Annotated in this window: 20 protein-coding genes, 7 tRNA genes and 2 pseudogenes; 17 read left to right on the plus strand and 12 right to left on the minus strand. The window is 69.9% G+C overall.

Annotated features, from left to right (window positions below):
* Positions 1–132 precede the first annotated feature (132 nt).
* Positions 133–3,780 (minus strand): LamG domain-containing protein, encoded by a 3,648-nt coding sequence (locus AB0N66_RS23295; RefSeq protein ID WP_365438323.1) that lies wholly within the window; start codon positions 3,778–3,780, stop codon positions 133–135.
* Positions 3,781–4,300: 520 nt separating this feature from the next.
* Here AB0N66_RS23295 and AB0N66_RS23300 point away from each other — a divergent pair.
* A pseudogene (locus AB0N66_RS23300) lies at positions 4,301–4,807 on the plus strand (RNA methyltransferase); the annotation flags it as partial.
* Positions 4,808–4,878: 71 nt separating this feature from the next.
* On the opposite strand, the gene AB0N66_RS23305 reads toward AB0N66_RS23300, so the two are convergent.
* Positions 4,879–6,204 (minus strand): serine/threonine-protein kinase, encoded by a 1,326-nt coding sequence (locus tag AB0N66_RS23305; protein ID WP_365438637.1) that lies wholly within the window; start codon positions 6,202–6,204, stop codon positions 4,879–4,881.
* 196 nt (positions 6,205–6,400) lie between these two features.
* On the opposite strand from AB0N66_RS23305, the gene AB0N66_RS23310 reads away from it, so the two are divergent.
* The 4 genes from AB0N66_RS23310 (at position 6,401) to AB0N66_RS23325 (ending at position 8,653) form a co-directional block, all read left to right on the plus strand.
* Positions 6,401–6,640: a hypothetical protein gene (locus AB0N66_RS23310; protein ID WP_266824867.1), complete on the plus strand. Its 240-nt coding sequence runs from the start codon at positions 6,401–6,403 to the stop codon at positions 6,638–6,640.
* A 242-nt stretch (positions 6,641–6,882) separates the two neighbouring features.
* Complete coding sequence (locus AB0N66_RS23315) at positions 6,883–7,092, plus strand: hypothetical protein (protein ID WP_365438326.1); 210 nt, start codon at positions 6,883–6,885, stop codon at positions 7,090–7,092.
* A 261-nt stretch (positions 7,093–7,353) separates the two neighbouring features.
* The gene (locus AB0N66_RS23320) at positions 7,354–8,289 is read left to right on the plus strand and encodes an aminoglycoside phosphotransferase family protein (RefSeq protein WP_365438329.1); all 936 of its coding nucleotides are present in this window, start codon (positions 7,354–7,356) and stop codon (positions 8,287–8,289) included.
* A 73-nt stretch (positions 8,290–8,362) separates the two neighbouring features.
* Positions 8,363–8,653 carry a zf-TFIIB domain-containing protein gene (locus AB0N66_RS23325; RefSeq protein WP_365438332.1) on the plus strand — a complete coding sequence of 97 codons (291 nt, stop codon included), beginning with the start codon at positions 8,363–8,365 and terminating at the stop codon, positions 8,651–8,653.
* A 73-nt stretch (positions 8,654–8,726) separates the two neighbouring features.
* Here the strand turns inward: AB0N66_RS23325 and AB0N66_RS23330 are convergent.
* From AB0N66_RS23330 to AB0N66_RS23350, 5 genes are all read right to left on the minus strand, one after another.
* A tRNA-Val gene (locus AB0N66_RS23330) sits at positions 8,727–8,798 on the minus strand.
* A 39-nt stretch (positions 8,799–8,837) separates the two neighbouring features.
* Positions 8,838–8,909, minus strand: a tRNA-Val gene (locus AB0N66_RS23335).
* A 34-nt stretch (positions 8,910–8,943) separates the two neighbouring features.
* Positions 8,944–9,015 (minus strand) — tRNA-Val (locus AB0N66_RS23340).
* Position 9,016: 1 nt separating this feature from the next.
* A tRNA-Cys gene (locus AB0N66_RS23345) sits at positions 9,017–9,090 on the minus strand.
* Positions 9,091–9,129: 39 nt separating this feature from the next.
* Positions 9,130–9,202 (minus strand) — tRNA-Gly (locus AB0N66_RS23350).
* 158 nt (positions 9,203–9,360) lie between these two features.
* Here AB0N66_RS23350 and AB0N66_RS23355 point away from each other — a divergent pair.
* The 3 genes from AB0N66_RS23355 (at position 9,361) to AB0N66_RS23365 (ending at position 12,245) form a co-directional block, all read left to right on the plus strand.
* Positions 9,361–10,398, plus strand: coding sequence for a chorismate-binding protein (locus tag AB0N66_RS23355; RefSeq protein ID WP_365438335.1), 1,038 nt, complete (start codon positions 9,361–9,363; stop codon positions 10,396–10,398).
* A gap of 118 nt (positions 10,399–10,516) precedes the next feature.
* Entirely contained in the window at positions 10,517–11,338 is an 822-nt protein-coding gene (locus tag AB0N66_RS23360) for an aminodeoxychorismate lyase (RefSeq protein ID WP_365438338.1), read from the plus strand.
* An 82-nt stretch (positions 11,339–11,420) separates the two neighbouring features.
* Entirely contained in the window at positions 11,421–12,245 is an 825-nt protein-coding gene (locus AB0N66_RS23365) for a GNAT family N-acetyltransferase (protein WP_365438639.1), read from the plus strand.
* 90 nt (positions 12,246–12,335) lie between these two features.
* Here AB0N66_RS23365 and AB0N66_RS23370 read toward each other — a convergent pair whose 3' ends face one another.
* On the minus strand, positions 12,336–12,857 hold the full coding sequence (locus AB0N66_RS23370; protein WP_365438341.1) for a DsbA family protein: 522 nt from the start codon (positions 12,855–12,857) through the stop codon (positions 12,336–12,338).
* A gap of 209 nt (positions 12,858–13,066) precedes the next feature.
* Here AB0N66_RS23370 and AB0N66_RS23375 point away from each other — a divergent pair, with 209 nt between their 5' ends.
* Together AB0N66_RS23375 and AB0N66_RS23380 are read left to right on the plus strand one after the other, a co-directional pair.
* Positions 13,067–13,510: a hypothetical protein gene (locus AB0N66_RS23375; protein WP_365438344.1), complete on the plus strand. Its 444-nt coding sequence runs from the start codon at positions 13,067–13,069 to the stop codon at positions 13,508–13,510.
* A gap of 156 nt (positions 13,511–13,666) precedes the next feature.
* Entirely contained in the window at positions 13,667–13,819 is a 153-nt protein-coding gene (locus tag AB0N66_RS23380) for a hypothetical protein (protein ID WP_010988207.1), read from the plus strand.
* Between the two features lie 118 nt (positions 13,820–13,937).
* Here the strand turns inward: AB0N66_RS23380 and AB0N66_RS23385 are convergent, their stop codons facing one another.
* Together AB0N66_RS23385 and AB0N66_RS23390 are read right to left on the minus strand one after the other, a co-directional pair.
* Entirely contained in the window at positions 13,938–14,498 is a 561-nt protein-coding gene (locus AB0N66_RS23385; RefSeq protein ID WP_365438347.1) for a CGNR zinc finger domain-containing protein, read from the minus strand.
* A gap of 277 nt (positions 14,499–14,775) precedes the next feature.
* Positions 14,776–15,189 (minus strand): SsgA family sporulation/cell division regulator, encoded by a 414-nt coding sequence (locus tag AB0N66_RS23390; protein ID WP_003959770.1) that lies wholly within the window; start codon positions 15,187–15,189, stop codon positions 14,776–14,778.
* Positions 15,190–15,380: 191 nt separating this feature from the next.
* Between AB0N66_RS23390 and AB0N66_RS23395 the strand changes: the two genes are divergently transcribed.
* The 3 genes and pseudogenes from AB0N66_RS23395 to AB0N66_RS23405 form a co-directional block, all read left to right on the plus strand.
* Entirely contained in the window at positions 15,381–15,815 is a 435-nt protein-coding gene (locus AB0N66_RS23395; RefSeq protein ID WP_365438350.1) for a TIGR02611 family protein, read from the plus strand.
* A gap of 81 nt (positions 15,816–15,896) precedes the next feature.
* A tRNA-Val gene (locus AB0N66_RS23400) sits at positions 15,897–15,971 on the plus strand.
* Positions 15,972–16,385: 414 nt separating this feature from the next.
* Positions 16,386–16,692 (plus strand): annotated as a pseudogene (locus AB0N66_RS23405) (hypothetical protein); the annotation flags it as partial.
* Between the two features lie 40 nt (positions 16,693–16,732).
* Here the strand turns inward: AB0N66_RS23405 and AB0N66_RS23410 are convergent.
* Positions 16,733–19,129, minus strand: a complete 2,397-nt coding sequence (locus AB0N66_RS23410; RefSeq protein WP_365438353.1) for a hypothetical protein — start codon at positions 19,127–19,129, stop codon at positions 16,733–16,735.
* A gap of 87 nt (positions 19,130–19,216) precedes the next feature.
* Here AB0N66_RS23410 and AB0N66_RS23415 point away from each other — a divergent pair, with 87 nt between their 5' ends.
* Together AB0N66_RS23415 and AB0N66_RS23420 are read left to right on the plus strand one after the other, a co-directional pair.
* Complete coding sequence (locus AB0N66_RS23415; protein ID WP_365438356.1) at positions 19,217–19,696, plus strand: SRPBCC family protein; 480 nt, start codon at positions 19,217–19,219, stop codon at positions 19,694–19,696.
* 39 nt (positions 19,697–19,735) lie between these two features.
* Positions 19,736–19,807, plus strand: a tRNA-Val gene (locus AB0N66_RS23420).
* Positions 19,808–19,863: 56 nt separating this feature from the next.
* Here the strand turns inward: AB0N66_RS23420 and AB0N66_RS23425 are convergent.
* Positions 19,864–20,589 carry a 3'-5' exonuclease gene (locus tag AB0N66_RS23425; protein ID WP_365438359.1) on the minus strand — a complete coding sequence of 242 codons (726 nt, stop codon included), beginning with the start codon at positions 20,587–20,589 and terminating at the stop codon, positions 19,864–19,866.
* Between the two features lie 170 nt (positions 20,590–20,759).
* Here AB0N66_RS23425 and AB0N66_RS23430 point away from each other — a divergent pair, with 170 nt between their 5' ends.
* Both AB0N66_RS23430 and AB0N66_RS23435 read left to right on the plus strand, forming a co-directional pair.
* Positions 20,760–21,326, plus strand: coding sequence for a DUF4365 domain-containing protein (locus AB0N66_RS23430; RefSeq protein ID WP_365438362.1), 567 nt, complete (start codon positions 20,760–20,762; stop codon positions 21,324–21,326).
* The gene (locus tag AB0N66_RS23435; protein ID WP_365438365.1) at positions 21,323–22,540 is read left to right on the plus strand and encodes a hypothetical protein; all 1,218 of its coding nucleotides are present in this window, start codon (positions 21,323–21,325) and stop codon (positions 22,538–22,540) included. Before AB0N66_RS23430 ends, AB0N66_RS23435 begins: the two co-directional genes overlap by 4 nt.
* Positions 22,541–22,568 lie beyond the last annotated feature (28 nt).

The raw sequence follows: 22,568 nt of genomic DNA on the forward strand, positions 1-22,568 counted from the left end.
TCACCACTGCCGCGCGGCAGACCCGGTGACGGCACGGGCCACAGCCCGCGTGATGAGTGATGCCGGCGGAAAGAGGAGCGAGGCGGGCGGCGGCGCCTGCCGCCGCCCGGCCCGTGCGGTGTTGTGCCGGGATCAGTCCCCGACGGTGTTCGCAATCTGGTCCTGGCTGGCCATCGCCCCGGCCCAAACCCGGATATCGGTGATGGATCCAGGCAGATAGTGGCCCCAGGCAGAGTTCGCGAAGCCCTTGCCGACAGCGAAGTCGCCGGATCCGACGACGGCCGTGTAGGCGGTGTCGCCCCCGTTCTGGTTGAGGCCGAGGTAGAGGCTGATCGTGCCGGACTGGGCGTCGTACACGCCGGTCATACGTACCGGGCTGCCCAAAGTGGCCGCCGCGTCGGAGGTGACGCCGGTGAAGGTGCCGTCGGCGTTGAGGCGTCCGAAGTGCCAGACGCCGACCGGGACCGTCTTATCCGTCTCCGGATCGGGATCGGTGTTCTTCAGCTCGTACCAGAAACCCCAGGCGGAACCGTCGGCGCTGCGTTGCCCGACCACCTGAGCGGTGTAACCGATGGTCTTGGCCGCCAAGGCGTCACTGTCCAGTTGCACGGCGGTGGTCGCGGTGAACGAGCCGGTCTCATCCACCAGCGGCCCCGAAGCCGTGGCGGTGTCGTCCGTTCCGTCGAGCACGATCCCCTCACCGTCGAGAGAGGCGCCACCGGCAAGGGCCAGCGAGCGGTCATAACCGGAGTCGCTGTCCGCCAGGGTGGGGCCGCTTGCATCGGCCGGGTTCCAGGAGGCCACCAGCTCGGCTCCCGCGTAACCGTTGGAGTTCTTCAGCCGTGCGTCCGTGGAGACCAGGTCATCGGTCAGCTTGGCCTGCCAGGTCCGGACCTCGTCGATCTGACCGCCAAAGTAGTCGGTGGGAGATCCGGCGGTGTAGAGGGTCCGGCCGATCAGGAAGCTGCCGTTGGCGGCCGTGGGCTGTCCGGTGTCCAGCGCGACCGGGGCCCCCTGCGGCTTGCCGTTGACGTACAACTGGATGGTGTGGGCGTCCGAATCGTAGACGCCGGCCAGATGAGTCCACACACCGAACGGGACCGAGGTCTGGTCGCCGTAGGAACGGATGATGTGCGAGGTTCCGGCGGAGTCGCGCCAGTGCCAGTTGAAGATCCACCCCTTGTAGGAGGTGGAGTAGTAGATCGAGAAGCCCGACGCGGTGGCATCACTGCTCACCTGCGACACGACGGCGTAGTTGTGCGCCGGGGACGAGGCGATGCGGGCCCAGGCCGACACCGTGTAGGAAGCCCGGGTCTCCAGCACCGCGCCGGAGGTCGCCGCGTAGCCCGCCGAACCGTCAAGGGTCAGCCCCGTGTCGGTCACTGGGGTGTTGAGGTCGTTGCCATTGGCGTCCTTGGTGATGACGCCGCGTCTGCCGCGTCCGTCGCGGGAGGCGCCGGAGGAGGAGAGAGTGGCGTTGTCCTGGTCGGCCGTCACCGTCGTCGAGGTGTCGACCGCGACGCCGCTGGCTTCGTCGAAATGCCACTGTCCGACCGGGCCTGAGCCCTCGGCGACCACGAAGTCGATCGCGTTCTGTGCACCCCAGCCGATGGTGTCCATGGCACGTACGTAGATGGTGTACGTACCCGATGCGGTCGGGGTGATATCCCTGCTCACCGTCGCGCCGGAGATCGCGGAGGACCATGAGGTAGCGGTTGACAGCTTGTACTGGTAAGCGGTGTTGGTGTCCCCCGATTGGGGGGTGAACGTGAAGGACGCCTTCACGCCGGGTCCGCCCCCCGGGGCGCAGGCATTGGCCGTGCACTGGGAGTACGGGCCGGCCACCGTAATGCCGGGGGCTTTCGGACGAGTCGAGTCGACCTTGAAGTAGCACCAGCCGGTGGTGGAGGCGTTGGACGCCGAGGAGAGATGACTGTTGTAGCTGTTGTAGTACGAGCGGGTCCAGGACCGGTAGCGGTACAGCGTGCCGTCGGTCAGCGTCGGTGAGGTCGCGTACAGCTTGGTGTTGTCGACGGCGTGACCACTGGTTGGCCGTTCCATCTCGTCGACGGCCTCGGACCAGGAATCAGTGCTGGCGGTGTACTTGTCGACGTCGAAGGCCGCGCGCAGCAGAGCGTCGTCCTCACCGCCCTTGGCGGTCTGCACCGTCGCGGACAACTGCGGGGTCGGGTCCGAGACGATCAGCGGGTCGCTCTTCGTGGTCTCGCACTGCGTACTGGTGCCGGTGACCAGGCCGATCGCGGTGGGCTTGGCCGGGATGCCCACGAAGTCCACATCCAGGATCGCGTCGTCGTCGAAACGCTTCCAGCCATTGGGGTCCGACTCGTCGTGCGCCTTCAACATCAAGGTGAGACGGGAGAAGTCACCGGCCGCGAACTTCTTCACCGTCGAGGTGAGGTTCTCGTTGGTCTCATCCGGATTGTCGTTGAACTCGATCGCCGCGTCCGGCTGGCTCGGATCGCAGGCAGAACCCCGGCCGGCCGAGACATTCCGGTCGACCATCAGGTCCCAGTTCGCTGTCGGGCCCGGCCAGGTCGTGGACGACGAGATGTTCCCGGTACGCACCAGGTCCACCCAAGTCGGCTCACAGGACATCGAGAACCGCTCCGTGACCCGGAAAGTCGCATCCAGGACCTGCTTGCCCGCCAGCTTGCTCGGCGAGAACTCGAAGTACATCCGGTTCTTGTAGCCCGAACCACAGTAGTAGGCGTAACCGCCGGTCACATAGGTACCGCAGTAGCCAACGCCCTTGCCGTCGTCGCCACCGGAGAAGTTGTAGAACTTGTCCCCGTCGGACGACAGCAGCGTGCGCTCCGACTCGCTCAGGGACACATCCGGGTCGATGTACAGCGGATACACCGTGTCCGCGCCGGTCAGCAGCTTCGCGTCCGGCACCACCGTCACCGAATCCGCGTCCGCCGACACCGGCAACATCAGGGAGGCGTCACCGTCGCTCGGGCCCGCCGTTGGGTCTCCCGATGCCTCACCGGACCCGTCCTCGGCTGCCGCAGGCTCATCATCCACCGACGCCAGGCGGAACGAAGCCTGCGACGCGGTCTCCGACGAGGAAGCCGGGTCACCTGCGGAGTCCCACATCTGCGCAGCCGGAGCGCGGAAGACCGTGTTGCCATTGGCGTCCACCGCGGACAGGCCACCACCCCCGTCCCGCACGGTGAGACCGTCGGCACGCATGGAGAAGTCGAGCTTCTTCAACTCCGGGTTGGCGGCCGCGTCCGCGCTCTTGACCACCAGCACCTGCCGGATGCCCTCAACGGTGGCGATCATCCGCAAGTCCACACCCGGCAGCACGTCCGCATACAGCGCGGAGGCACCGTCCAGCACCGGCTCCGGAAGCCTCCCGGGCCAGCCCAAAAAGAGTGACGCCCCGCCTTCGGACAGCGTCACCAGACCGGCGCCATCGCCACCGCCGGACAGCGAGATGCCCAGCACCGCGGCCTTCGGCCCGATCGAACCGTCCGCTCGCCGCTCCAGCGTCGCGTCCGGGGTTGCCCACGAACCGTCAGCGAGCTCGGCCCGTACGGGAACTGCCGACTGCACCAACTTGAAGGTCAGTCCGTCAGGGTTCGCGTACGTCGTCGAGTACTCGGTGCGCTGGCCCACCACCTCGACCCGCTCCCCGGACTCGGCCGCCTGCGCCGAAGCGGCCTGTGCCTCCGACGTCGCGTCCGCGTGAGCAGCCGGCGCCGACACACCCACACCCAACACCGGCAGCCCCGCCAGCAACGCTGTCACCGCCACCGCCGAGAGGACCCGTCTTGCACCCCGCCCGTCGTGTCCGGCGTATTTGCTATGTCTCTCGTGCACACCGACATCACGGTGCGACACACCCCACCCCATAGCCCCCACCCCACCCTTAAAAGATCTTTACAGGGTGAAGATTTAAGTCGTCACACCGCCGCAAGTCAACGCTTTCGAACTGCCAAGATTGGCAGGAGCAGATCACGGCTTGAATCGAGCCAACCTCGACACTCACAGGGAATTCACAGATCAGGAGGGGGTTGAGACCGACTCTCTCCAACTGGGCCGAAGCCTTCGACCAGCGGTCTGTGACCGACGCGATTTCGAACCGGCTCAACCTTGGCGCCGGGGCTCCTGTCCTCACGGTTCCGCGCTGGTTGCCGTTGACTGTTGGATATACGGACTTGGTCAGCCAGGCCATCATTGCGATCGCGCATCGCGTGGTGCTTGCCCCGTTGACTCGGACTCGCAAACTCCGTCTGCCGGGTGCTGTCGAAGGGGACCCCTATCTGGGCGGACCGCTATACGACTACTTGGGGTTTGGCGTGAGGCCCCTGCGTCTGTCTTGGCACTTGTCCCCCATCGCAGACCTAAGCCGAAGATGGACGGCGCGATCTTCCGCTCCGCCGCCGCCCTCGGCATGGACGCGGTCCTGCTCTCCCCGGACTGTGCGGACCCCCTGTACCGCCGCAGCGTGAAGGTCTCCATGGGCGCCGTCTTCGCGGTCCCGTACGCCCGTCTCGACGCCTGGCCCAAGGGCCTGGAGTCGGTCCGCGACGCCGGCTTCAACCTTCTCGCCCTCACCCCCGACGAGAAGGCGAAGTCCCTCGATGAGGCGGCCCCGCACCGCATGGACCGGGTCGCGCTGATGCTCGGCGCGGAGGGCGACGGCCTGTCCACGAAGGCCCTGATGGCGGCGGACGAGTGGGTCCGCATCCCGATGGCCCACGGCGTCGACTCGCTCAACGTGGGCGCGGCAGCGGCCGTCGCCTTCTACGCGGTGGCGACGGGCCGCCCACAGCCCTAGTCCGTTCTGGGGCCTGCCCGAAGATTCCCGCCCGACGGACCCTAGAGCCGACTTGATCGGCCCGACAACGCCTAGCCGTCCTGCTGAAGCTCACTCCGATACTGCTGCTGCATCAGATCCCCTGTGGGCGGCGGCTCGAACGACTGCTCCTGCCGTACGACCTCCCGTACGCCACCGTCGTCTTCGAGGCTGCGCGCCGGACCCTGACACCCTTGCGCCGCCGCGATCCCCAGCGCGACCAGCAACGTCACCACGACGAACACGAAGAGCCGCTGACGCAACAGCCGCGGATTGGCGGGCCGTCGGCCGGTACCGGTGGTCCGGGGTGCCGGACGCCCGGTACCACTGCGGGGCGTCGGCCTGCTGCCGGAGCGACCGGTGTTCCGCGGGGGAGCGGGACGCGCCCCCGACCGTGGACCGCTGCCGCCACCGTTCGTTCCGCCCGTCCGGGGCGGGGGAGTGCCCTGCGGACGCCGCTGGGTGCGCTGCTCGGCGTACTGCTCGGCGAGCCGCCCCGTCGGCCGGTCGGGATCGGTGCGCGGCGCGGGCGGCCGGACATCGGCCATCCCCTGTGCCTCGCGGGAGGCGATCTCCTTGAGCCGCAGGGACAGTTGGAGCGTGCTCGGCCGCTCCTCCGGGTCCTTCGCCAGACATGCCCGTACGAGGGGGGCCAGCGCGTCCGGAACGCCGTGCAGTTGGGGTTCCTCGTGCACGACCCTGTAGAGCATCACTTCGGAACTGCCGTGCCCGAAGGGAGAGTCCTGGGTCGCCGCGTAGGCGAGCGTGGCACCCAGTGCGAACACGTCCGTGGCAGGAGTGACGGCGGCCCCGCGCACCTGCTCGGGCGCGAGGAAGCCCGGCGACCCGACAGCCGTACCGACATGCGTGAGTGTGCTCGCCCCCGTCGCCCAGGCGATCCCGAAGTCGATGATCCGCGGCCCCTTCGGGGACAGCAGAATGTTGGACGGCTTGATGTCCCGGTGTACGACACCGGCCTCGTGCACCGCGACGAGCCCCTCGGAGAGGGCGGCACCCACGGAGGCCACATTGGCGGCGGCCATCGGCCCGTCGTCGGCGACCTTGTCGTGCAGGGAGGGCCCGGGAACGTACTGCGTGGCGAACCACGGCCGGTCCGCCTCCAGATCCGCCGCGACGAGCCGCGCCGTACACCCGCCACGAATCCGCCGCGCGGCCGAGACCTCGCGTGCGAACCGCGACCGGAACTCCTGATCCTCCGCCAGATCCGGCCGGATCACCTTCAATGCGACCCGCTGCCCACGCCGGTCGGAGCCCAGGTAGACCACGCCCATACCACCCGCGCCGAGCCGTCTGTGAAGCCTGAACGAGCCGACGACACGCGGGTCCTCGCGCCTCAGGCGCATCATCGCCATGTCCATCCCCGCTGCCCGGTCCGTTTGACGAGCCACAGCTTACGTTTACGCGGCCGGTGGCGCGCAGAGGCCGCGCCCTCTCGGCCCGATCGATTGTCAGTGCCGGGTGGGAAACTTGAAAGGTGGTCAGGGAGCGTGTGAACAGTACGGCTTTGGGCTGGCTGTGACCCCAACCATCCGTCGCAGAAGGGGGATTGAACCCGTGAAGGGTGACCGAGTGGAGATAGTCGTGGACGCCGGGGACACGACGCGTACGTACGAGGTGGTGGCCAGCAGGGCAGGTCGCAGGGTGGAGACCGCGGTCCGTCGAGGTGTCGTGGAAGTGAGCGAAGTCACCCGAAGCGGATCAGTGGTGCGTACCGCCCGCTTCATGGCGACCCGGGTGCTGGCGCTGGTGGAGCAGCCGGTCCCCAGGGAGGACAGCTCGGAACAGTCGGGATAGCCGGGGCAGAGCGGACACCCCTCCGGGAAGACCCTGAGGCGCAGGACCTGGTCTCCACCCAGGGGAGTACTCCGCAGGTCATCGGTCATCCTCCGGGAGGCCCGCCAATCGGTACGAGGGCATGACGACCCACCGGCGCCGAACGCCTAGATTTGTTGTCAAGCGGCGGGTGCAGCACTCGTCCCCCGAGGTCAGACACTCGCCGCTGCCAACCACAACAGAAGCTCGGTCAGGAGAGGACCATGGCCCACACGGCATCGCGGACAGTGATTCGCACGCAGGGACGCAAGGCATACGCCGCCGCGTTCGGCACCCGCCGCCAGGGTCAGCGCCACCCATTGGTGGCGACAGCGATGGTCCTCCCCCTGGCGGCCCTGCTCGTAGTCGTCTTCGGCGGCTGGGAAGCAGTGGTCACACAAGCGTCGTCCGTGGGCGTGATGCTGGGGCGCTGAGCGGCGCCCCAGGCCCGGAAGAGCGGTCCGGGCGGGGACATCCGGCCATGAAACCCCGTGGGGACGGGGGTGCGGCGGACGGCAAAAAATGCCCGCGCAGCTGGGGAGCTGCGCGGGCATTGCCGCGTCTTGTGCCTAAACCGGCACCGCTCTCGCGGACCAAATTGATCGCCGTCGTGGTTCCTCAATTGATGGTTGCGGTTCAGGGCCCTTCGGTGCCTGCGTACGCTCACAGGGAGCCGTCGTACTTCAGGGGGAGTCGTGACCGTAGACGTGCTGACCGCGTTGGCAGTCAAGGCGCGGGGCGCGGCCCACGCAGGGTGTGTCTGCGCGCACCCCGACACCGTGCTCGCCGACCGGCAGGACGGGACCGTCGTCCGTCACGGTGACACCGTCGCCAAGGCGCACGCACCCGGCACGGACCCGGGGGAGCTAGCCAGCCGCCTGGCGGTCGCCGCGCACCCCGCCCTCACTGACACCCTCCTCGCGCCGCTGCGCCCGACGCCCGTCGACCTCCACGGCCGGCTGGTGACCTTCTGGCCGTACGGCACCCCCGTGGACCCGGAGAACCCAGAGGCGGCCCCGTGGGAGGACGCCGCCACGCTGCTGGCCCGCCTGCACCAGGCACCCGCGCCGGACGGACTGCCGCCCATGCGCGGCCCCGCGAAGGCGGCCCGCGCGATCGCCCGGCTCAGGGCGGTGGGCCCGCACCCGGCGGCCACCCCGGTTCTGCGCGCCTGGTCGGCCCTCCCGGCCTGGGCCCGCGCGGAAGCCTCCATGCCGGACGCGTCGACCCTCTGTCACGGGGACCTCCACCTCGGACAGCTCGTACGCCACCCTGCTGCGACGGGCCCATGGCTTCTCATCGACGTGGACGACCTCGGCGTGGGCGTCCCGGCCTGGGACCTGGCCCGCCCGGCCGCCTGGTACGCCTGCGGCCTGCTCCCGCCGGAGGAGTGGACCCGCTTCCTGATCGCCTACCGGCACGCGGGCGGCCCGGCCGTACCCGCCCACGGAGACCCCTGGCCCGCGCTGGACGTCGCGGCCCGCGCTCTCACCGTGCAGACGGCGGCGCTGGCGATCGCCAAGTCCGCTGCGGAGGCCCGCCCGTTGGACGAGGTGGAGCAGGCCGTGATCGACGCCTGTGACCGAATGAGCGGCGCCCCGCCCGAGTTGGTGCACGATTTCGCGAAGTAGGGTGCAACCGACCGAAGCCGGGCAGTGTCTGTCCTGGCGGAAGCAGTACCGACGGCGAGGAGTTGAGCCGAGCATGCAGTGTCCGAAGTGCCATGCGCCGATGCACACGTACAACCGCAACGGCATCCAGATCGAGCAGTGCAGCGGTTGCCGCGGGATATTTCTCGACTACGGCGAGCTGGAGTCGCTGACCCGCATGGAGTCCCAGTGGTCGCAGCCCGCGCCGCCGCCCCAGGCCGGCCCGTACCAGGGCGCGCCCGCGCCGGCCTGGGGCGCCCCGCAGCACGGCGGTCACGGAGGCCACGGCGGTCACTACGGCGGCCACCGCCAGAAGAGCTTCGGCCGCATGCTGTTCTCGTCCTGAGACTCCCGGGACCCCTTGGGTCCTGACACGACGAAGCCCCCGACCGTACGAGACGGCCGGGGGCTTCGGGCGGTGCGCGATACTGGGATTGAACCAGTGACCTCTTCCGTGTCAGGGAAGCGCTCTCCCGCTGAGCTAATCGCGCAGGTCACGCGGCCTGAACCACGCTTACTGCTGTGCTGCGTGCGCGATACTGGGATTGAACCAGTGACCTCTTCCGTGTCAGGGAAGCGCTCTCCCGCTGAGCTAATCGCGCGGGGATCCTTACGGACCGAGTCCTTGCGGACCAGTGGACGATACTGGGATTGAACCAGTGACCTCTTCCGTGTCAGGGAAGCGCTCTCCCGCTGAGCTAATCGTCCTTGGAGGTGGAGACGGGATTTGAACCCGTGTAGACGGCTTTGCAGGCCGTTGCCTCGCCTCTCGGCCACTCCACCAGGAGTGCGGGGGTTCGGGAAGAGCCCCCACGTCCTGCGAGCGGACGACCAGGTTCGAACTGGCGACCTCAACCTTGGCAAGGTTGCGCTCTACCAACTGAGCTACGTCCGCTTGTCGTTTCCGCTCGGCTTGCGCGTCACGGCGACGTGTTGAACTCTAGCGGATTCCGGGGCCAGCACAAAAACGCGTTTGTGCAGCGTGCTGCGGTACGTCCGCTCCACGGGACAGGGCCGGGCCACCCGCAGGTCACCCGCCCTAGACTCGACCGTGTGCTCGACCTCCCTCCTCTCGCCCGCTTCGGTGGCCTCGTCGCGACCGGTCTCGCCGATGTGACCAGCGACCCATCGGCGCTGGACTCCACCGGCTTCTGGGCCGTGTCCGCCGACTTCGAGGGACGGCTCGTCTGCGCCCGTTTCCGGGACGTACGGGACGAGCCCGTGCCGGCGCCGGTGCCCGGGCAGTGGCGGGGGCCCGCGACCGGTGACTGGAAGTCGTCGCTCGACCGCGCCGCGTACATCGAAGGCGTACGCCGTATTCGCGCGCACATAGCAGCAGGCGAGGTCTATCAGGCGAACCTCTGCCGCGTACTGTCCGCGCCCGTCGCCCCCGACGCCGACGTGGACGCGCTCACCGCCCTGCTCGCGCGCGGCAACCCGGCGCCGTACGCCGGAACGATCCGGCTGCCCGGCCACGGCGTCGAGATAGCCACCGCGTCCCCCGAACTCTTCCTGCGCCGCGCGGGCCGGATCGTCGAATCGGGCCCGATCAAGGGCACCGGACGCACCGAAGGGGACCTCCTGGAGAAGGACTACGCCGAGAACGTGATGATCGTGGACCTGGTCCGCAACGACATCGGCAAGGTCTGCGCCACCGGCAGCGTGACCGTGCCCGACCTGTGCGTCGTCGAGAAACACCCGGGTCTGGTCCACCTCGTCTCCACCGTCCACGGCGAACTGCGTGAGGACGCGGGCTGGCCGGAGCTCCTCTCCGCCGCCTTCCCGCCCGGTTCCGTGACCGGCGCCCCCAAGTCCAGCGCCCTGCGCATCATCGACGCCCTGGAGACCGCGCCGCGCGGCCCCTACTGCGGAGGCATCGGCTGGGTCGACGCCGACCGTGGCACCGCGGAGCTCGCGGTCGGCATCCGTACCTTCTGGATCGACCGGGAGCAAGGGGTTCTGCGGTTCGGCACGGGTGCGGGCATCACCTGGGGATCCGACCCGGAGGGGGAGTGGCGGGAGACCGAGCTGAAGGCAGCCAGGCTCCTCGCGGTAGCGTCGGGGGAGTACGAGGCAGGTGGGGGACCCTGACGTGCTGTGTCCACCCGGGGGACGCCGCACCGGACAGCGGCTCCGCCGCGCGCCGGACCCCCGGCCGGACCATCACGTCGAACGACGGACCCGGCACTTTCCAGCGAGGTGGAATTCAGTGAAGCTCTGGCTCGACGGCGGGCTGCAGGACATCGAGGCCGCCCGCGTCTCCGTTTTCGACCACGGACTGACCGTGGGCGACGGCATCTTCGAGACCGTGAAGGCGCTCGAAGGACGGCCGTTCGCGCTGACCCGTCACCTCGACCGGCTGGCCCGCTCGGCGCGCGGCCTCGGCCTGCCCGAGCCCGACCTCGACGAGGTGCGCCGCGCCTGCGCCGCCGTCCTGGACGCCAATCCGATGCCGCTCGGCCGGCTGCGGATCACGTACACCGGCGGCCACGGCCCGCTCGGTTCCGACCGCGGCGAGCATGGCCCGACCCTGGTCGTCGCCCTCGGCGAGTCCGGCAGGCGACCCGACTCCACAGCCGCGATCACCGTCCCCTGGACCCGCAACGAGCGTGGCGCCCTGACCGGCCTCAAGACCACCTCGTACGCCGAGAACGTCGTCGCCCTGGCCCGCGCGCGCGAACAGGGCGCGTCCGAGGCGCTGTTCGCCAACACGGTGGGCCAGTTGTGCGAGGGCACGGGGTCGAACGTCTTCGTCGTCCTCGACGGCGAGATCCACACCCCGCCGGTCGCCTCCGGTTGCCTCGCCGGCATCACGCGCGCGCTCACCGTCGAGTGGACGGGCGCCAAGGAGACCGACCTGCCGCTGGACGTCCTGGAATCCGCCGAGGAGATCTTCCTGACCTCCACGCTCCGGGATGTGCAGGCCGTTCAGCGGGTCGACACCCGCGAACTCCCGGGCGCGCCGGGCCCGGTGACCGCCAAGGCGATGCGGATCTTCGACGAGCGGGCCGGGAACGATCTCGACCCGTAGGACCCTTGTAGGGCATCCGTAGGACCTCCACGTCGCGGAAACCTGGATGACGGCAGGCCGCAGGGCGGGTAGAACACCCATGATGACCACCACCCTGCGGCCGACCGAGCCGCTCCAGCACGCCGCCGACGGGACGCGTTCGCGTCGCTACCAAGTGTGTGTGAACAGTCGCCCCGTGGGCGCCATACATCTCGCGACGCACCCCGTCTTCGGGTCGGCCGTCGCCCAGATCCGCGAGCTCCGTATCGAGGAGCCGGACCGTGGACGCGGCCGGGGCACGGTGGCCGCGCTCGCCGCGGAGGAGGTGGCGCGCGGCTGGGGCTGCGAGCGGATCCAGACGTCGGTCCCCTCCGGCGCCGAGGCCGGACTCCGGCTCACCAAGGCGCTCGGGTACGTCACCCTCAACCGCTGGATGGAGAAGGCGCTCGGTGGGACCCCGCCCGAACTGCCCGCGGGCAGCCGTGCCCGCCCCATGACGCAGGCCGAGTACGGGCCCTGGGACCGGGAGGGCAGGGAGGGCTACGCACAGGACTGGATCGCCCGTGGTGTGCCGGAGGCGGAGGCGTACGCCCAGTCGCACCAGAGTCACGATCAGTTGCTGCCGCAGGGGCTCGCCACCGAGAACATGCTGGTCAGCGTCCTGGAACACGAAGACAACCTGGTCGGCGACCTGTGGCTGGGCGAGCGCGAAGGAAGCGCCTTCATCTACAACGTCGAGGTCCGCGAGGCACATCGCGGCAAAGGGCACGGTCGTACGCTCATGCTGCTGGCCGAGGCCCAGGCGGTGATCGCCGGGAGGCCCCGCATCGCCCTCAATGTCTTCGCGGGCAACACCCCGGCCGAACGGCTCTACGAGTCGCTCGGCTACGAGACGACGATGCACCACCTCTACAAGAGCCTGTTGTAGCAGCAGGCAACATGAACCTGTTGTAGCAGCAGGCACCAGGCAGCAGGCACCAGGCAGCGGGCACCAGGCAGCAGGAGACTGCCGCAGGAGTTATGCCTCCTGCTCGGCCAGCAGTCGGTCGGTGATCTCCTCGATGCGTTCGCGCAGGCCTTCCTGGCTCTTGCCGCCGTCGAGGCGTTCGCCGCCGATGACGTACGTCGGGGTGCCGGTCACGCCGATGGCCTTGCCCTCGGCCTGGTCGGCGTCGACGATCAGGATGTGCCGGCCGTCGATCAGGGCGGTGTCGAACTCCTCGGCGTCCAGGCCGAGTTCACGGGCCACCTCGACCAGGAAGGGTTCGCCCTGACGGTTCAGTTCCTCGACACGGCCGAGCACGGCCTCGATGTACGGCCACGCCTGCCCCTGCTCTGTGGCCTCCTCGGCGGCCTGCGCCGCGGCGAACGCGTGCTTGTGCTTCTCCAGCGGGAAGTGCCGCAGCCGCAGCTCCAGACGGTCGCCGTAGCGGGCGCGCAGTGCGCGCAGGTCGTCGAGGGCGCTGCGGCAGTCGGGGCACTGCAGTTCGCACCAGACGTCGAGAACGGCGGCCGGACGTGCGGATGAGGAGTCGTTCATGGACACCAGTCTTCCAGCCCCGGCGCGGGCACCCCAACCGGGACCGATGAGGGCCGCCGCCTGCGCACTCCGACCGGGACCTGGGGAGGACGCCGACCCCGAGATCTCCCTGAGGTCCGCCCAGGGCATGGCATATCGGGCGCCGCACGGTGCAGGATGGATGGGGACGAACCGACTTCGCCCGACCGAGCCCCTGCCTGGAGGACCGGATGATTGCCGAGACCGTCTGTTCCGCCGTCTCCGCGGCAGGCCTGGGTATTGCCGCGGTCACCGCCTACCGCAAGCGTTTCCTCGCGGCCACGCGCATTGCCGCCTACTCACTCGTGCCTGTCGGCCTGGTGATGACCGGGGTCGTCGGCTGGATCGCCGACACGGCGTTCAGCCCGACCGCGTGGGCGGGCTTCGTCGTGCTCGGCGGCGCCTGGCTGCTGTTCATGACCACACGCGCCGTGGAGCGGCGCGGCGGCGGGACCCGCAAGGAACGCAAGGCGGCACGGGCCGCCCAGCGCGAGGCGGTGGCCCCCGCGGCCTCGGCGCCCTCGCTGGGCCCAGCCGCGCGCCCCGCTGCCCGGCCCGCGGCGACACCTCGCGCCACCGGTTCCGGGGACGACTTCACCGACATCGAGGCCATCCTGAAGAAACACGGCATATGACCGGGCTATGACCGACTGAAACGACACAGAGGCCTCACGCAGTGCGCGTAACCGGTCACGTTCGAGCGTCGTCATCACGTGATCCGGCGAACTCCCGTATTTTCCGGGCGTGTTGATCGCGTAGGGGGTGCTCCCTGCGTCATCATCGCCCGCGAGATGCTGGACACAACACAGAGCGACACCGCCGCCCCGCCCGAGGAGCGGCGTGGTTGTCTCTTCGCGCTCTCCCAGCCACCGCTGATGATCTTCCTTGCGGTGATCGGCTGTCTCCTGCTCATGGCTTCGCTGCACGACCTGCTGCTGCTCTGAGCCGTACACGGAGCCCCTGGCGTCACCCGCCGAGGGCTCCGTCAACCCGCCGCATCTCGGGTCCGAGCCCGCGGGGATACGCCTGTTTCCTTGCGCTGAGACTGGAGCGGCGCGCCCGTCAGCCCGCCGCCTCCTTGCGGCGTGCGCGGTACGCGGCCACGTGGAGGCGGTTTCCGCAGGTGCGGCTGTCGCAGTAACGGCGGGAGCGGTTGCGGGACAGGTCGACGAAGGCGCGCCTGCAGTCCGGGGCCTCGCAGCGCCGGAGTCTCTCCTGCTCCCCCGCCACCACGAAGAAGGCCAGCGCCATCCCGCAGTCGGCCGCGAGGTGGTCGGCGATCGAGGCGCCCGGCGCGAAGTAGTGCACGTGCCAGTCGTAGCCGTCGTGGTCGGTGAGCCGGGGCGTGGTGCCCGCGGCGGCGATCAGCTCGTTGATGAGGCCGGCGGCGAACCGCGGATCGGCGGAGGCGAAGATCCGGGAGAACCGGTCGCGGATCCTGTGCACGGCCGCGAGGTCGTACTCCGACAGCACGCCGACATCGCTGATCTCGTGCTTTCCTACGAAATCGGCGAGGGCCGCGACATTCGCGAGGCCGTCGTCGGTCGCGTGGTCCTCCGGCGCGGTGTTCACCAGATCCACCACGGCGTCGAGGGCACACCGGGTGTCGTGGGTGATCAGCACGTTTCGCTCCCTGGCCTGGGGGTCGGGCCGGCGCCCGCCCGATGCTGGCCGATGGTAGTGGCTTCACGGCGCGGGGGAGGGGTGCCTGTCCGGCCGGGGCTGTGCCAGGGGCAGCCGGGGTTGGCCGGCGCGGTCCCCGGCGGCTTGCCGGGCAACGCGCACAGGCGCCGCCCCCGCGGAGATCCGCGGCGACGGCGCCGGTGTGTTCCCTATTCGGTTGTCCAGGCCCGAGCCGTCTCCCCGAGTGGACGGCGCCGGGCGGCTCTGAGGTATCTCGTCAGCTCTCGGCCAGGATGTGTGAGAGCTCGGTGTCGAGATCGAAGTGCCGGTGTTCCGTGCCGGGGGGCACGGCGGCGTCCGTTCGCTTCAGGAACGACTCCAGGGCCCTCGCGGGGGCCTCGAGCAGGGCTTCGCCCTCTGGGGAGCTCAGGGCGATGCATACGACGCCCTGGCCATGGCTCCGGGACGGCCAGACTCGGACGTCGCCGGTACCGGTGGGCCTGTGCAGGCCCTCGGCGAGGAGGTCGCGGGCGAACACCCACTCGACGGTTTCCTCGGCTCCGGTGTGGAAGGTGGCGTGCACGGCGTAGGGATCGGCCGTGTCATACCGCAGTCCTGCGGGAACAGGCAGTGAGGACTCGCTCGACACAACGAGGCGCAGGTGCAGCTCGCAGCTGACCGTGGTGTTCATAAGCGCCAGGGCCTTTCGCTCAGTGTGCGCTCGGGGATTCGCACGTCGGCGAAATCGACATGCCACCTACGGTGCCGTTGTAAACCCCTCTGAGTGTTTTGCGTGCCTTTACGTAACTCATCCGGCCGAGAGCTCGTTCGCCGGATAGGACCATTCCGGTGACTGGTTTCTCTCGGGTAGGGTTTGGCCGTATGAATACGGGGAGTGACGAGTCGGGCGAGATCGCCATGGCTGATGACGAGACGAAGGCCGAGCGGGCGCTCGGTTCACGGGCACCGCATTTCATCAAGGCACGTCGAGCGCTGCATCTGAGCTGGCAGGTGGGCGTTTTCATCGTGGGGCTCGCGGTGGTCGGCGCGGGTGTGATCATGCTTCCGCTGCCGGGGCCCGGCTGGCTGGTGATCTTCGGCGGCATGGCGATCTGGGCGACCGAGTTCGTCTGGGCGCAGCTCGTGCTCCGCTGGACGAAACGCAAAGTGACCGAGGCGACGCAGCGCGCGCTCGACCCCGAGGTGCGGCGCCGCAACATCATCCTCACGACGATCGGGCTCGTGATCATCGTGGCCCTCGGCGCCGTCTACGTCTGGAAGTTCGGCTTCGAGATGCCCTGGAACATCAAGGAGTGACGGTGTGCTCGGGGGGCCTCTGGTGACCCCTCGGCCGGTCGGAGCCACCCTCTGACATGGGGTAATGTTCTCCGTGCGCCCGGGCGATTAGCTCAGCGGGAGAGCGCTTCGTTCACACCGAAGAGGTCACTGGTTCGATCCCAGTATCGCCCACCACCGCGTTAGGCGGCCCATCTCCACGTGCGACGTGGACCGGGTCGCCTTCGTCGTTTCTGCCTGAGTGAGTGCTGTCCCGGCGGTGGTGCCTCCGGGGGCAAGGCCGGGCCGGGGGTGGGGGGCGCTGGAGTCGGCCGTGATGTGCGGAGGGACGCGAGCCCCTCACTCCTGTAGGCGCCGGTGCTCGGTGAGCACGCCGCCGGGGTGCCGATTGCCACACTCCGTGTGCCCGGCACCTGCCGTGGCGAACCCGTATCGCGCTGTCGACACCTGTCTCTCGGCCACATTCCTGAAGCGGCCACCGCTTGGCCGTCCCGTCGCGTTCGGCGGGTCGACCGCGCCCACCTCGGAGTCCTCCGCATCCTGTGCCGGCAAGCGCTCACCTGAAACGATTCATGCGGCGGTGGAACAGCGATGCCGTGGGGAAGCCCGACTGTGAGCGGTTCCGGGAGGGGGGCGGCGGCGACCGACTTTCAGGTCTATGTCGTCTTTTGGGGGAAGTGTCAGTCCCGGGCGGTGGATGGAAATCCGCCGGACGTATTCCAGAACGCCGTGGGATTTCTTCGGAAGTACGACAAGAGAAGTGTGCTGCTCCGCTTCAAGCCCCAAAGGGAAACATCTCCGAGTACCCGTCAGATCCAACACCATGTCACTTGTCACCGATAAGAAGGCATTTGAGGAATCCGGCAACAAGCCCGAACAGTGCTGGACCTGGGACGAGCATTTCGCCACCCTCTGTTGCTGCGTCAGAACAGGCCCTGTCAGCGCATCCTCCCCACCACCTCCCGCACCCGCCGCGCGTCCCGGATCCGCCGCTCGTAGGTCGCCCCCAGTGTGAGCAGCAGCAGACCGGCGAGTGCGGGAGGCGCCCAACGGGGGAGTGCGCCGGCCACCTGTGCGATGTACGGGGCGAGTTCGTGCAGCGCGTCCAAGGCGAGCACCGTGCCGCCCAGCACGAGCGGCGCCTGGAGTCGGTGCCGGGCGCCCACGAGGGTGACGGCGAGCGCGGCCGCGCCGAGCAGCAGCGGGCGCAGCCAGTGCGCGTCGCCCCACGCCGCGAAGAGGCTCGGCACGAGAGTGACGGAGAGGCCCGGTCCGTACGCCGTCCACGACGAGAGCCGGGTGTCCTTGCGGCGCCTGATCACCCCGACGAGCAGCGCCGGGACGGTCACCGGAAGGGTGTACGCCTCCGGCGATCCGACGTCCCAGGACGCCAGGCGCACCCAGGTGGCCAGCACGAACAGCGCGGCGGCCGCGTAACCGACAGAGCGCCGGTCCTCTCGTACGGTCGTGCCCGCGGCGATCACTCCGCAGAGGGCCAGGACCAGGGCCAGCATCGGCGGATCGGTGACCGTCAGTCCGACGGCGAGCAGCGCGGCCGTGGCTCCGGTGATCTCCATGGACACGGTCGTCGGGGAGGCCCCGAGGCGCGCGGCGAGCAGCATGGCGGCGACGGGCACCACGAGGACCAGCAGCGCGGTCTGCTGCGGCTGCCAGCCGAGGGCTGCTCCGACGGCGCAGGTGAGGGCGGTGGCGTAGCTGAGCGAAGCCGGTGCGGCGATCGGGCCGAGGCGCGGTTGCCGGGCGGCGACCGCGAACAGGGCCGTCAGCGTGGCCAGCACGCTCAGAGTCGCCGGCCTGGAGGCAAGGGCGAGGAAGGCGAGGCTGAGAGAAGTGAGGAGGGAGAGACAGAGGGCGACGAGAGGTGCGGGCCCGGAGAGCGTCGGGAGCCGCGGGGACTCGAAGGAGCACGCCACGAGAGCCACGGTCACCAGGAGCTGCGCCGACAGACCTGCCGCATAGGGGAGTTCAAAAGTCGCGGGGATGATGAGCGCCGTCGCCCAGGCCGACGTCAGTGCGCCCGTCAGAGCCTGCGGGCGCCAGGTCGTGCCACGGGCCGCCACCGCCAGAACGCCGGCTACGAGCGCGAGGACGAGAGGTGCCGTGGCCGCGTTCGGGGGCCAGGGCAGATTGTCGGTCGTCACCGCGTCGCGGGCGTTCGCCGGCGAGCCGGTCCACACCCGCTGGGCCCAGTCGACCGGGCCCAGGAGGGCGACGGCGACCGTGGACAGCGCCCACAGCACCGCGACGGCCTGCACACCGGCCGAGGCCCAGGCGAGACCGTGCCGTACGGGCTCGGGCAGACGGGTGCGCATGACCGCCAACAGGGCGACACCGCACACCAGATAGGCGGGAACCGTCCAGGCTTCGGGCAGCGACGAGCGCAGGACGCCACCGGCCCCGGCGACCGAGATCAGGCCGCCGGTCAGCGCGATGCCGGTGCCGACGCGCGGCTTCGGGGCGTGCCACGCCGCCGTCAGGGCGATCGCCGCTGCGAAGAGGAGGAGCGCCGCCGCACGGGCGACGGCGCTCGGGCCGGAGGCCGTCCAGGACAGCCAGCCGGCGGCAAAGGTGCCCCAGCCGCCCATGACGTACGCGCCCACGGTGGCGACGACGCGTACGGACTTCATGGGTGACCGGAGGGCGAGGGCCGTGTCGAACGCGGCCGTCAGCAGCAGCGCGGCCGTGACGGTGTGGGCGCCCGCGTCGGCTGCGCCCGCCCCGAGGAGCAGCGGGAGCTGGGCCGTCGCCGTCGCGAGCGGCAGCGGCAGGTGCAGTGGGCCGGCCTCCGGCGACGAGTGCAGCGCACCGAGGGTCAGCCCGTACGCCGCCCACGTCAGGGCAAGCACCGCCGACGCCACGGCCGCGTACCCGAGGCCGTCCGTCCCCGGGAGCGCCACCTCGTACAGCGCGTAGGCGTCAAGGACCGTCAGTGCGAGACCCAGTCCCGCCACCGACTCGGCGGTCGAGCGCAGCCCCCGCTTGAGGAGCGGCGCGGGTGCGCCGAGCGCGGCCAGTGTCACCGCGCCCAGCACCAGAGCCCGCCCGGCGATCCCCAGGTGACCCCAGCTGACCACGGTGAAAGCGATTGCGGCGATGGTCAGCAGGATGCCGCCGAGGATCAGGAGCACGTTCTGGACGCTGGGTGTCGTGGTCTCCGGCCGGCGTACGGTGGCGGGCCGGGGCGCGGGTACCGGATACAGCGCGTGGATCAGCCACGCGCGGCGGGCCAGCAACTGGGCCCGGCGGGCGTCGAGTTGCCGCAGCTCGGTGTCGAGGAACCGCAACTCCTCGGCCGGGGGCGGGATATGGGTCATGTCGAGGAGTGTGGTCCCGGTCACGCTTCCCGGCATGAGCGCGCGTACTCAGGCGGTACTCATCTCCCGGGCGGGCACACTCCGTACATGGACTGGAGCCATTACCGTTTCCACAGCGTGTGGGACCTGCCCGCGCCGCCCGCCGAGGTGTACGTCGCCCTGGAGCAGGCCGAGCAGTATCCGCGTTGGTGGCCGCAGGTGCGCGAGGTGACCCGCATCGACGACCACAGCGGTGTCATCCGGATCCGCTCGACCCTGCCGTACGACATGACGTTCACCGCGCGTGAGGTGTGCCGAGACCCGGAGGGCGGCGTCCTGGAGATCTCGATGTCCGGTGACATCGACGGCTGGGCGCGTTGGACGCTCACCGCCGACGGGCCGGGCACCCGGGCTCGGTACGACCAGGTGGCCGAGGTGCACAAGCCCCTGCTGCGGCGGCTCGCCGTGCCCGGGCGGCCCGTCTTCCGCGCCAATCACGCGCTGATGATGCGCGCTGGGCGGCGCGGACTCAGGGCATACCTGGAAGCTCAGGGCCTACCCGGAAGCGGTTTGAACGAAGCGGTTTGAACGACACCCGCCGAGACCTGTATTGTTCGGTGCGTTCCCGGGCGATTAGCTCAGTGGGAGAGCGCTTCGTTCACACCGAAGAGGTCACTGGTTCGAACCCAGTATCGCCCACCCGGAGAAGGCCGGTCCGTCACAGACGGACCGGTTTTTCTGTGTGCTTCCGCTTTTCAGGCCGCCGCCTGCAGGTCCGGGCGTAGCGGCCACGCCGGGTCCACCGCCTCCTCCGAGCCGCTCCGCGCGAACCACGCCTGCAACCCGCGTGCCTGCGCGGCGTGCCACACGGCCTGGAGTGTGTGCAGTTCGGCCGGGGAGAGTCGCTCCAGGCGGGTCGGGAAACGGCGCCCGACCGCCCGTACGACCTCCATCGAGGCCAGCGCGTCGGCCGCCGCGTCGTGCGCGCCCTCCAACTCCACGCCGTAGTGCGCGCAGAGGTCGGTGAGCGTGCGTCGGCCCTTGCGATAGCGGTCCAGGTGCTTGTCGAGGACCCGGGGGTCGAGCACGCGCAGCGGCTTCGCCTCGAACCAGTGGTCGAGCGACGAGGCGCGATGCCGGCGCAACTCCCGGTCCAGCAGGGTCAGATCGAAGGGAGCGTTCATCACCACGAGCGGGCGGCCCGCCGCGGCCTGGTCGGCCAGCTCCCTGGCTATCTCGTCCACCACAGGCGACGGCCAGCGGCCATTGCGCTGCAGATGCTCATCCGTCAGGCCGTGCACCGCCGTCGCCCCCGCGGGCACCGGCACTCCCGGGTTCACCAGCCACCGGGTCACCCGGGGACGGATGCCCGGGCCATCCTGGACCACGACGGCGGCCGACACGATCCGGTCGGTCTCGACGTCCACGCCCGTGGTCTCCGTGTCGAACGCGGCCAAGGGGCCCTCGTACCAGCACGTCATACGAACACAACTCCTCGTTCACCCAAGGCAGCTGACGCGCCGTCTTCTGCCAGTTTGGTGATACCCGGGCTGTTTGCGCCGTACGCCGGGAGGAGACAACAGAGATACGGGTCTTCGCAGTTCAGCGACCCGTCGCGGGGATACACCTGGTTTGGAAGGCTGTTGGACTCATGGCACTCGCGCAGCCCGAACGGGGCGGGCTGCTGCCCCAGCGCACAGCACCCCACAGAGGCTCACTCGCTACCACCGCCTGCATGGAGACGCTGCAGGTGGGCTACTTGCACGCCGTCGCGGCGGCCGCGGGCTGTTCACTGTCCCAGCCGTTTCCCGACAACGGCATCGACTGGCACGTCAGCCACAGCGCCCCCGGGCACACGGTCGACGACGAAGTCACCATCAAGGTGCAGCTCAAGTGCACGTACCAGACACCGCCGAACCCGCCGGGCCCGGCCTTCTCCTTCACACTCGACAACGCCCACCTGGAGAAGCTGGCCCGCACCCCGGTCTCGGTGCACAAAATACTGGTCGTGATGCTCGTGCCCAGATCGCGGGACGAGTGGCTGCGCGCCAGCCACGACCGCCTCGACCTGCGGCACTGCTGCTACTGGATCAACCTCGCCGGCCACGCCGTCACCGGCCGGCGCAGGACCACCGTCCGCATACCGACCGCGCGCATCTTCGACGACAGAGCGCTCTGCGAGATGATGACGCGGATCGGGACGGGAGGAAAACCGTGACGCACCGCCCGATCGACGAAGTACTGCGGCCGGCAAGGCCGCATCCGGTCGAAGCCCAGTGGAACGAACCACCCGAGCCCGACAAGGTCGACCCCGCAGTGCTCAGCGCGCTGCTGCACCGGCACGGCTGGCAGCGGCGCGGAGGGGCACCCGGACGCTACGGCCGGTGGACCCCACCCGGGCCCGGCGGCGGCGGTACGAGCCTGCTCGTACCGGAAAGCCGGGCCTTCCCCGACAGCGACGACCTGCTCGGCGAGGCACTCCTCGCGCTCTCCCGCAGTTCGTCCCCGTCCGCACGCGACGTCCTCGTCGCGCTCGCCGTGCCCAGCGACGAGATCCGCTGGTGGCGTGACGTCCCGACCGGACCGGTGGGCGCCACGCCCTGGACAGTCGAGGAACAACTGCGCGCCGCCGCCCGCCAGATGCTGCTGGCCGGGGCACTGGCCACGCGCGCGCGTGCCGGCTACTACGGCGTCCGCCACCGCAGGCCCGCCGTCGCCTCCCTGGAGAGCGTCCTGGTCGGCGCCGAGCCCGGCGGACGCCAGCTCACCGCCTTCGTGCCCGTCGCCACCGGGCGCCCCCTCGCCGTACGCCTGCACCAAGCGCTGTACGCCGCCCGCGAGGCCATCGACTACCAGCGGGCCACCGGCGGTATGGACGCCTTCGACGCCGCCGTCGAGGCCGGCGTCAGCCGCGAGCTCACCGAAGCCCTGGTGGCCCTCGTCCGTGGCACCGAGGGCGCACGGATCGCCGTGGAGTGGGCGCCCGCGGCCGGCGTCCCCGAGGGCTGCGCCGCCCCCACCGAGCCCGTCGAGTTCTCGCCCGGCGACCTGCCGGTGCTGCGCGAGGCCGGGGCCCGCTTCCTGCGCGAGGAGCCGTCCGTTCCGGTGCGCGTCACAGGCGCCGTCGTCCGGATGCGCAGGTCCGGGCCGCGCGGCGAGGGCAGCGTACGGCTGAAGGTCATCGCCGGAGCGGAGGTCCCGTACGTCCGGATGACGCTCGACGAGGAGGCGTACCGGATAGCGGGCCATGCCCATCTGGTCGGGCTGCCGGTGCGGGTGCACGGGCGGCTGGAGAGCCGGGGCGGTTTCCGCCGGCTCACGGACGCCTCCGGGGTCGTGCCGGTACAGGTCGACGAGGCCGAGCGGGACCGGCTGATGAAGTCCCTCCAGGAGAACCTGGACTTCTTCGAGGAGGCGTGCAGCGGGGACTGAGACGGGGTGGCGGTAATCCGTTTCGCGT

The organism is Streptomyces sp. NPDC093544, assembly GCF_040683495.1.
Lineage (GTDB): Bacteria > Actinomycetota > Actinomycetes > Streptomycetales > Streptomycetaceae > Streptomyces.

Excerpts from the sequence above, each read along its gene's own strand:
- AB0N66_RS23305 (WP_365438637.1), bottom strand. The coding sequence starts at position 6,204 with ATGGACATGGCGATGATGCGCCTGAGGCGCGAGGACCCGCGTGTCGTC.
- AB0N66_RS23315 (WP_365438326.1), top strand. The coding sequence starts at position 6,883 with ATGGCCCACACGGCATCGCGGACAGTGATTCGCACGCAGGGACGCAAG.
- AB0N66_RS23325 (WP_365438332.1), top strand. The coding sequence starts at position 8,363 with ATGCAGTGTCCGAAGTGCCATGCGCCGATGCACACGTACAACCGCAAC.
- AB0N66_RS23365 (WP_365438639.1), top strand. The coding sequence starts at position 11,421 with ATGACCACCACCCTGCGGCCGACCGAGCCGCTCCAGCACGCCGCCGAC.
- AB0N66_RS23370 (WP_365438341.1), bottom strand. The coding sequence starts at position 12,857 with ATGAACGACTCCTCATCCGCACGTCCGGCCGCCGTTCTCGACGTCTGG.
- AB0N66_RS23375 (WP_365438344.1), top strand. The coding sequence starts at position 13,067 with ATGATTGCCGAGACCGTCTGTTCCGCCGTCTCCGCGGCAGGCCTGGGT.
- AB0N66_RS23380 (WP_010988207.1), top strand. The coding sequence starts at position 13,667 with ATGCTGGACACAACACAGAGCGACACCGCCGCCCCGCCCGAGGAGCGG.
- AB0N66_RS23390 (WP_003959770.1), bottom strand. The coding sequence starts at position 15,189 with ATGAACACCACGGTCAGCTGCGAGCTGCACCTGCGCCTCGTTGTGTCG.
- AB0N66_RS23395 (WP_365438350.1), top strand. The coding sequence starts at position 15,381 with ATGAATACGGGGAGTGACGAGTCGGGCGAGATCGCCATGGCTGATGAC.
- AB0N66_RS23410 (WP_365438353.1), bottom strand. The coding sequence starts at position 19,129 with ATGACCCATATCCCGCCCCCGGCCGAGGAGTTGCGGTTCCTCGACACC.
- AB0N66_RS23415 (WP_365438356.1), top strand. The coding sequence starts at position 19,217 with ATGGACTGGAGCCATTACCGTTTCCACAGCGTGTGGGACCTGCCCGCG.
- AB0N66_RS23425 (WP_365438359.1), bottom strand. The coding sequence starts at position 20,589 with ATGACGTGCTGGTACGAGGGCCCCTTGGCCGCGTTCGACACGGAGACC.
- AB0N66_RS23430 (WP_365438362.1), top strand. The coding sequence starts at position 20,760 with ATGGCACTCGCGCAGCCCGAACGGGGCGGGCTGCTGCCCCAGCGCACA.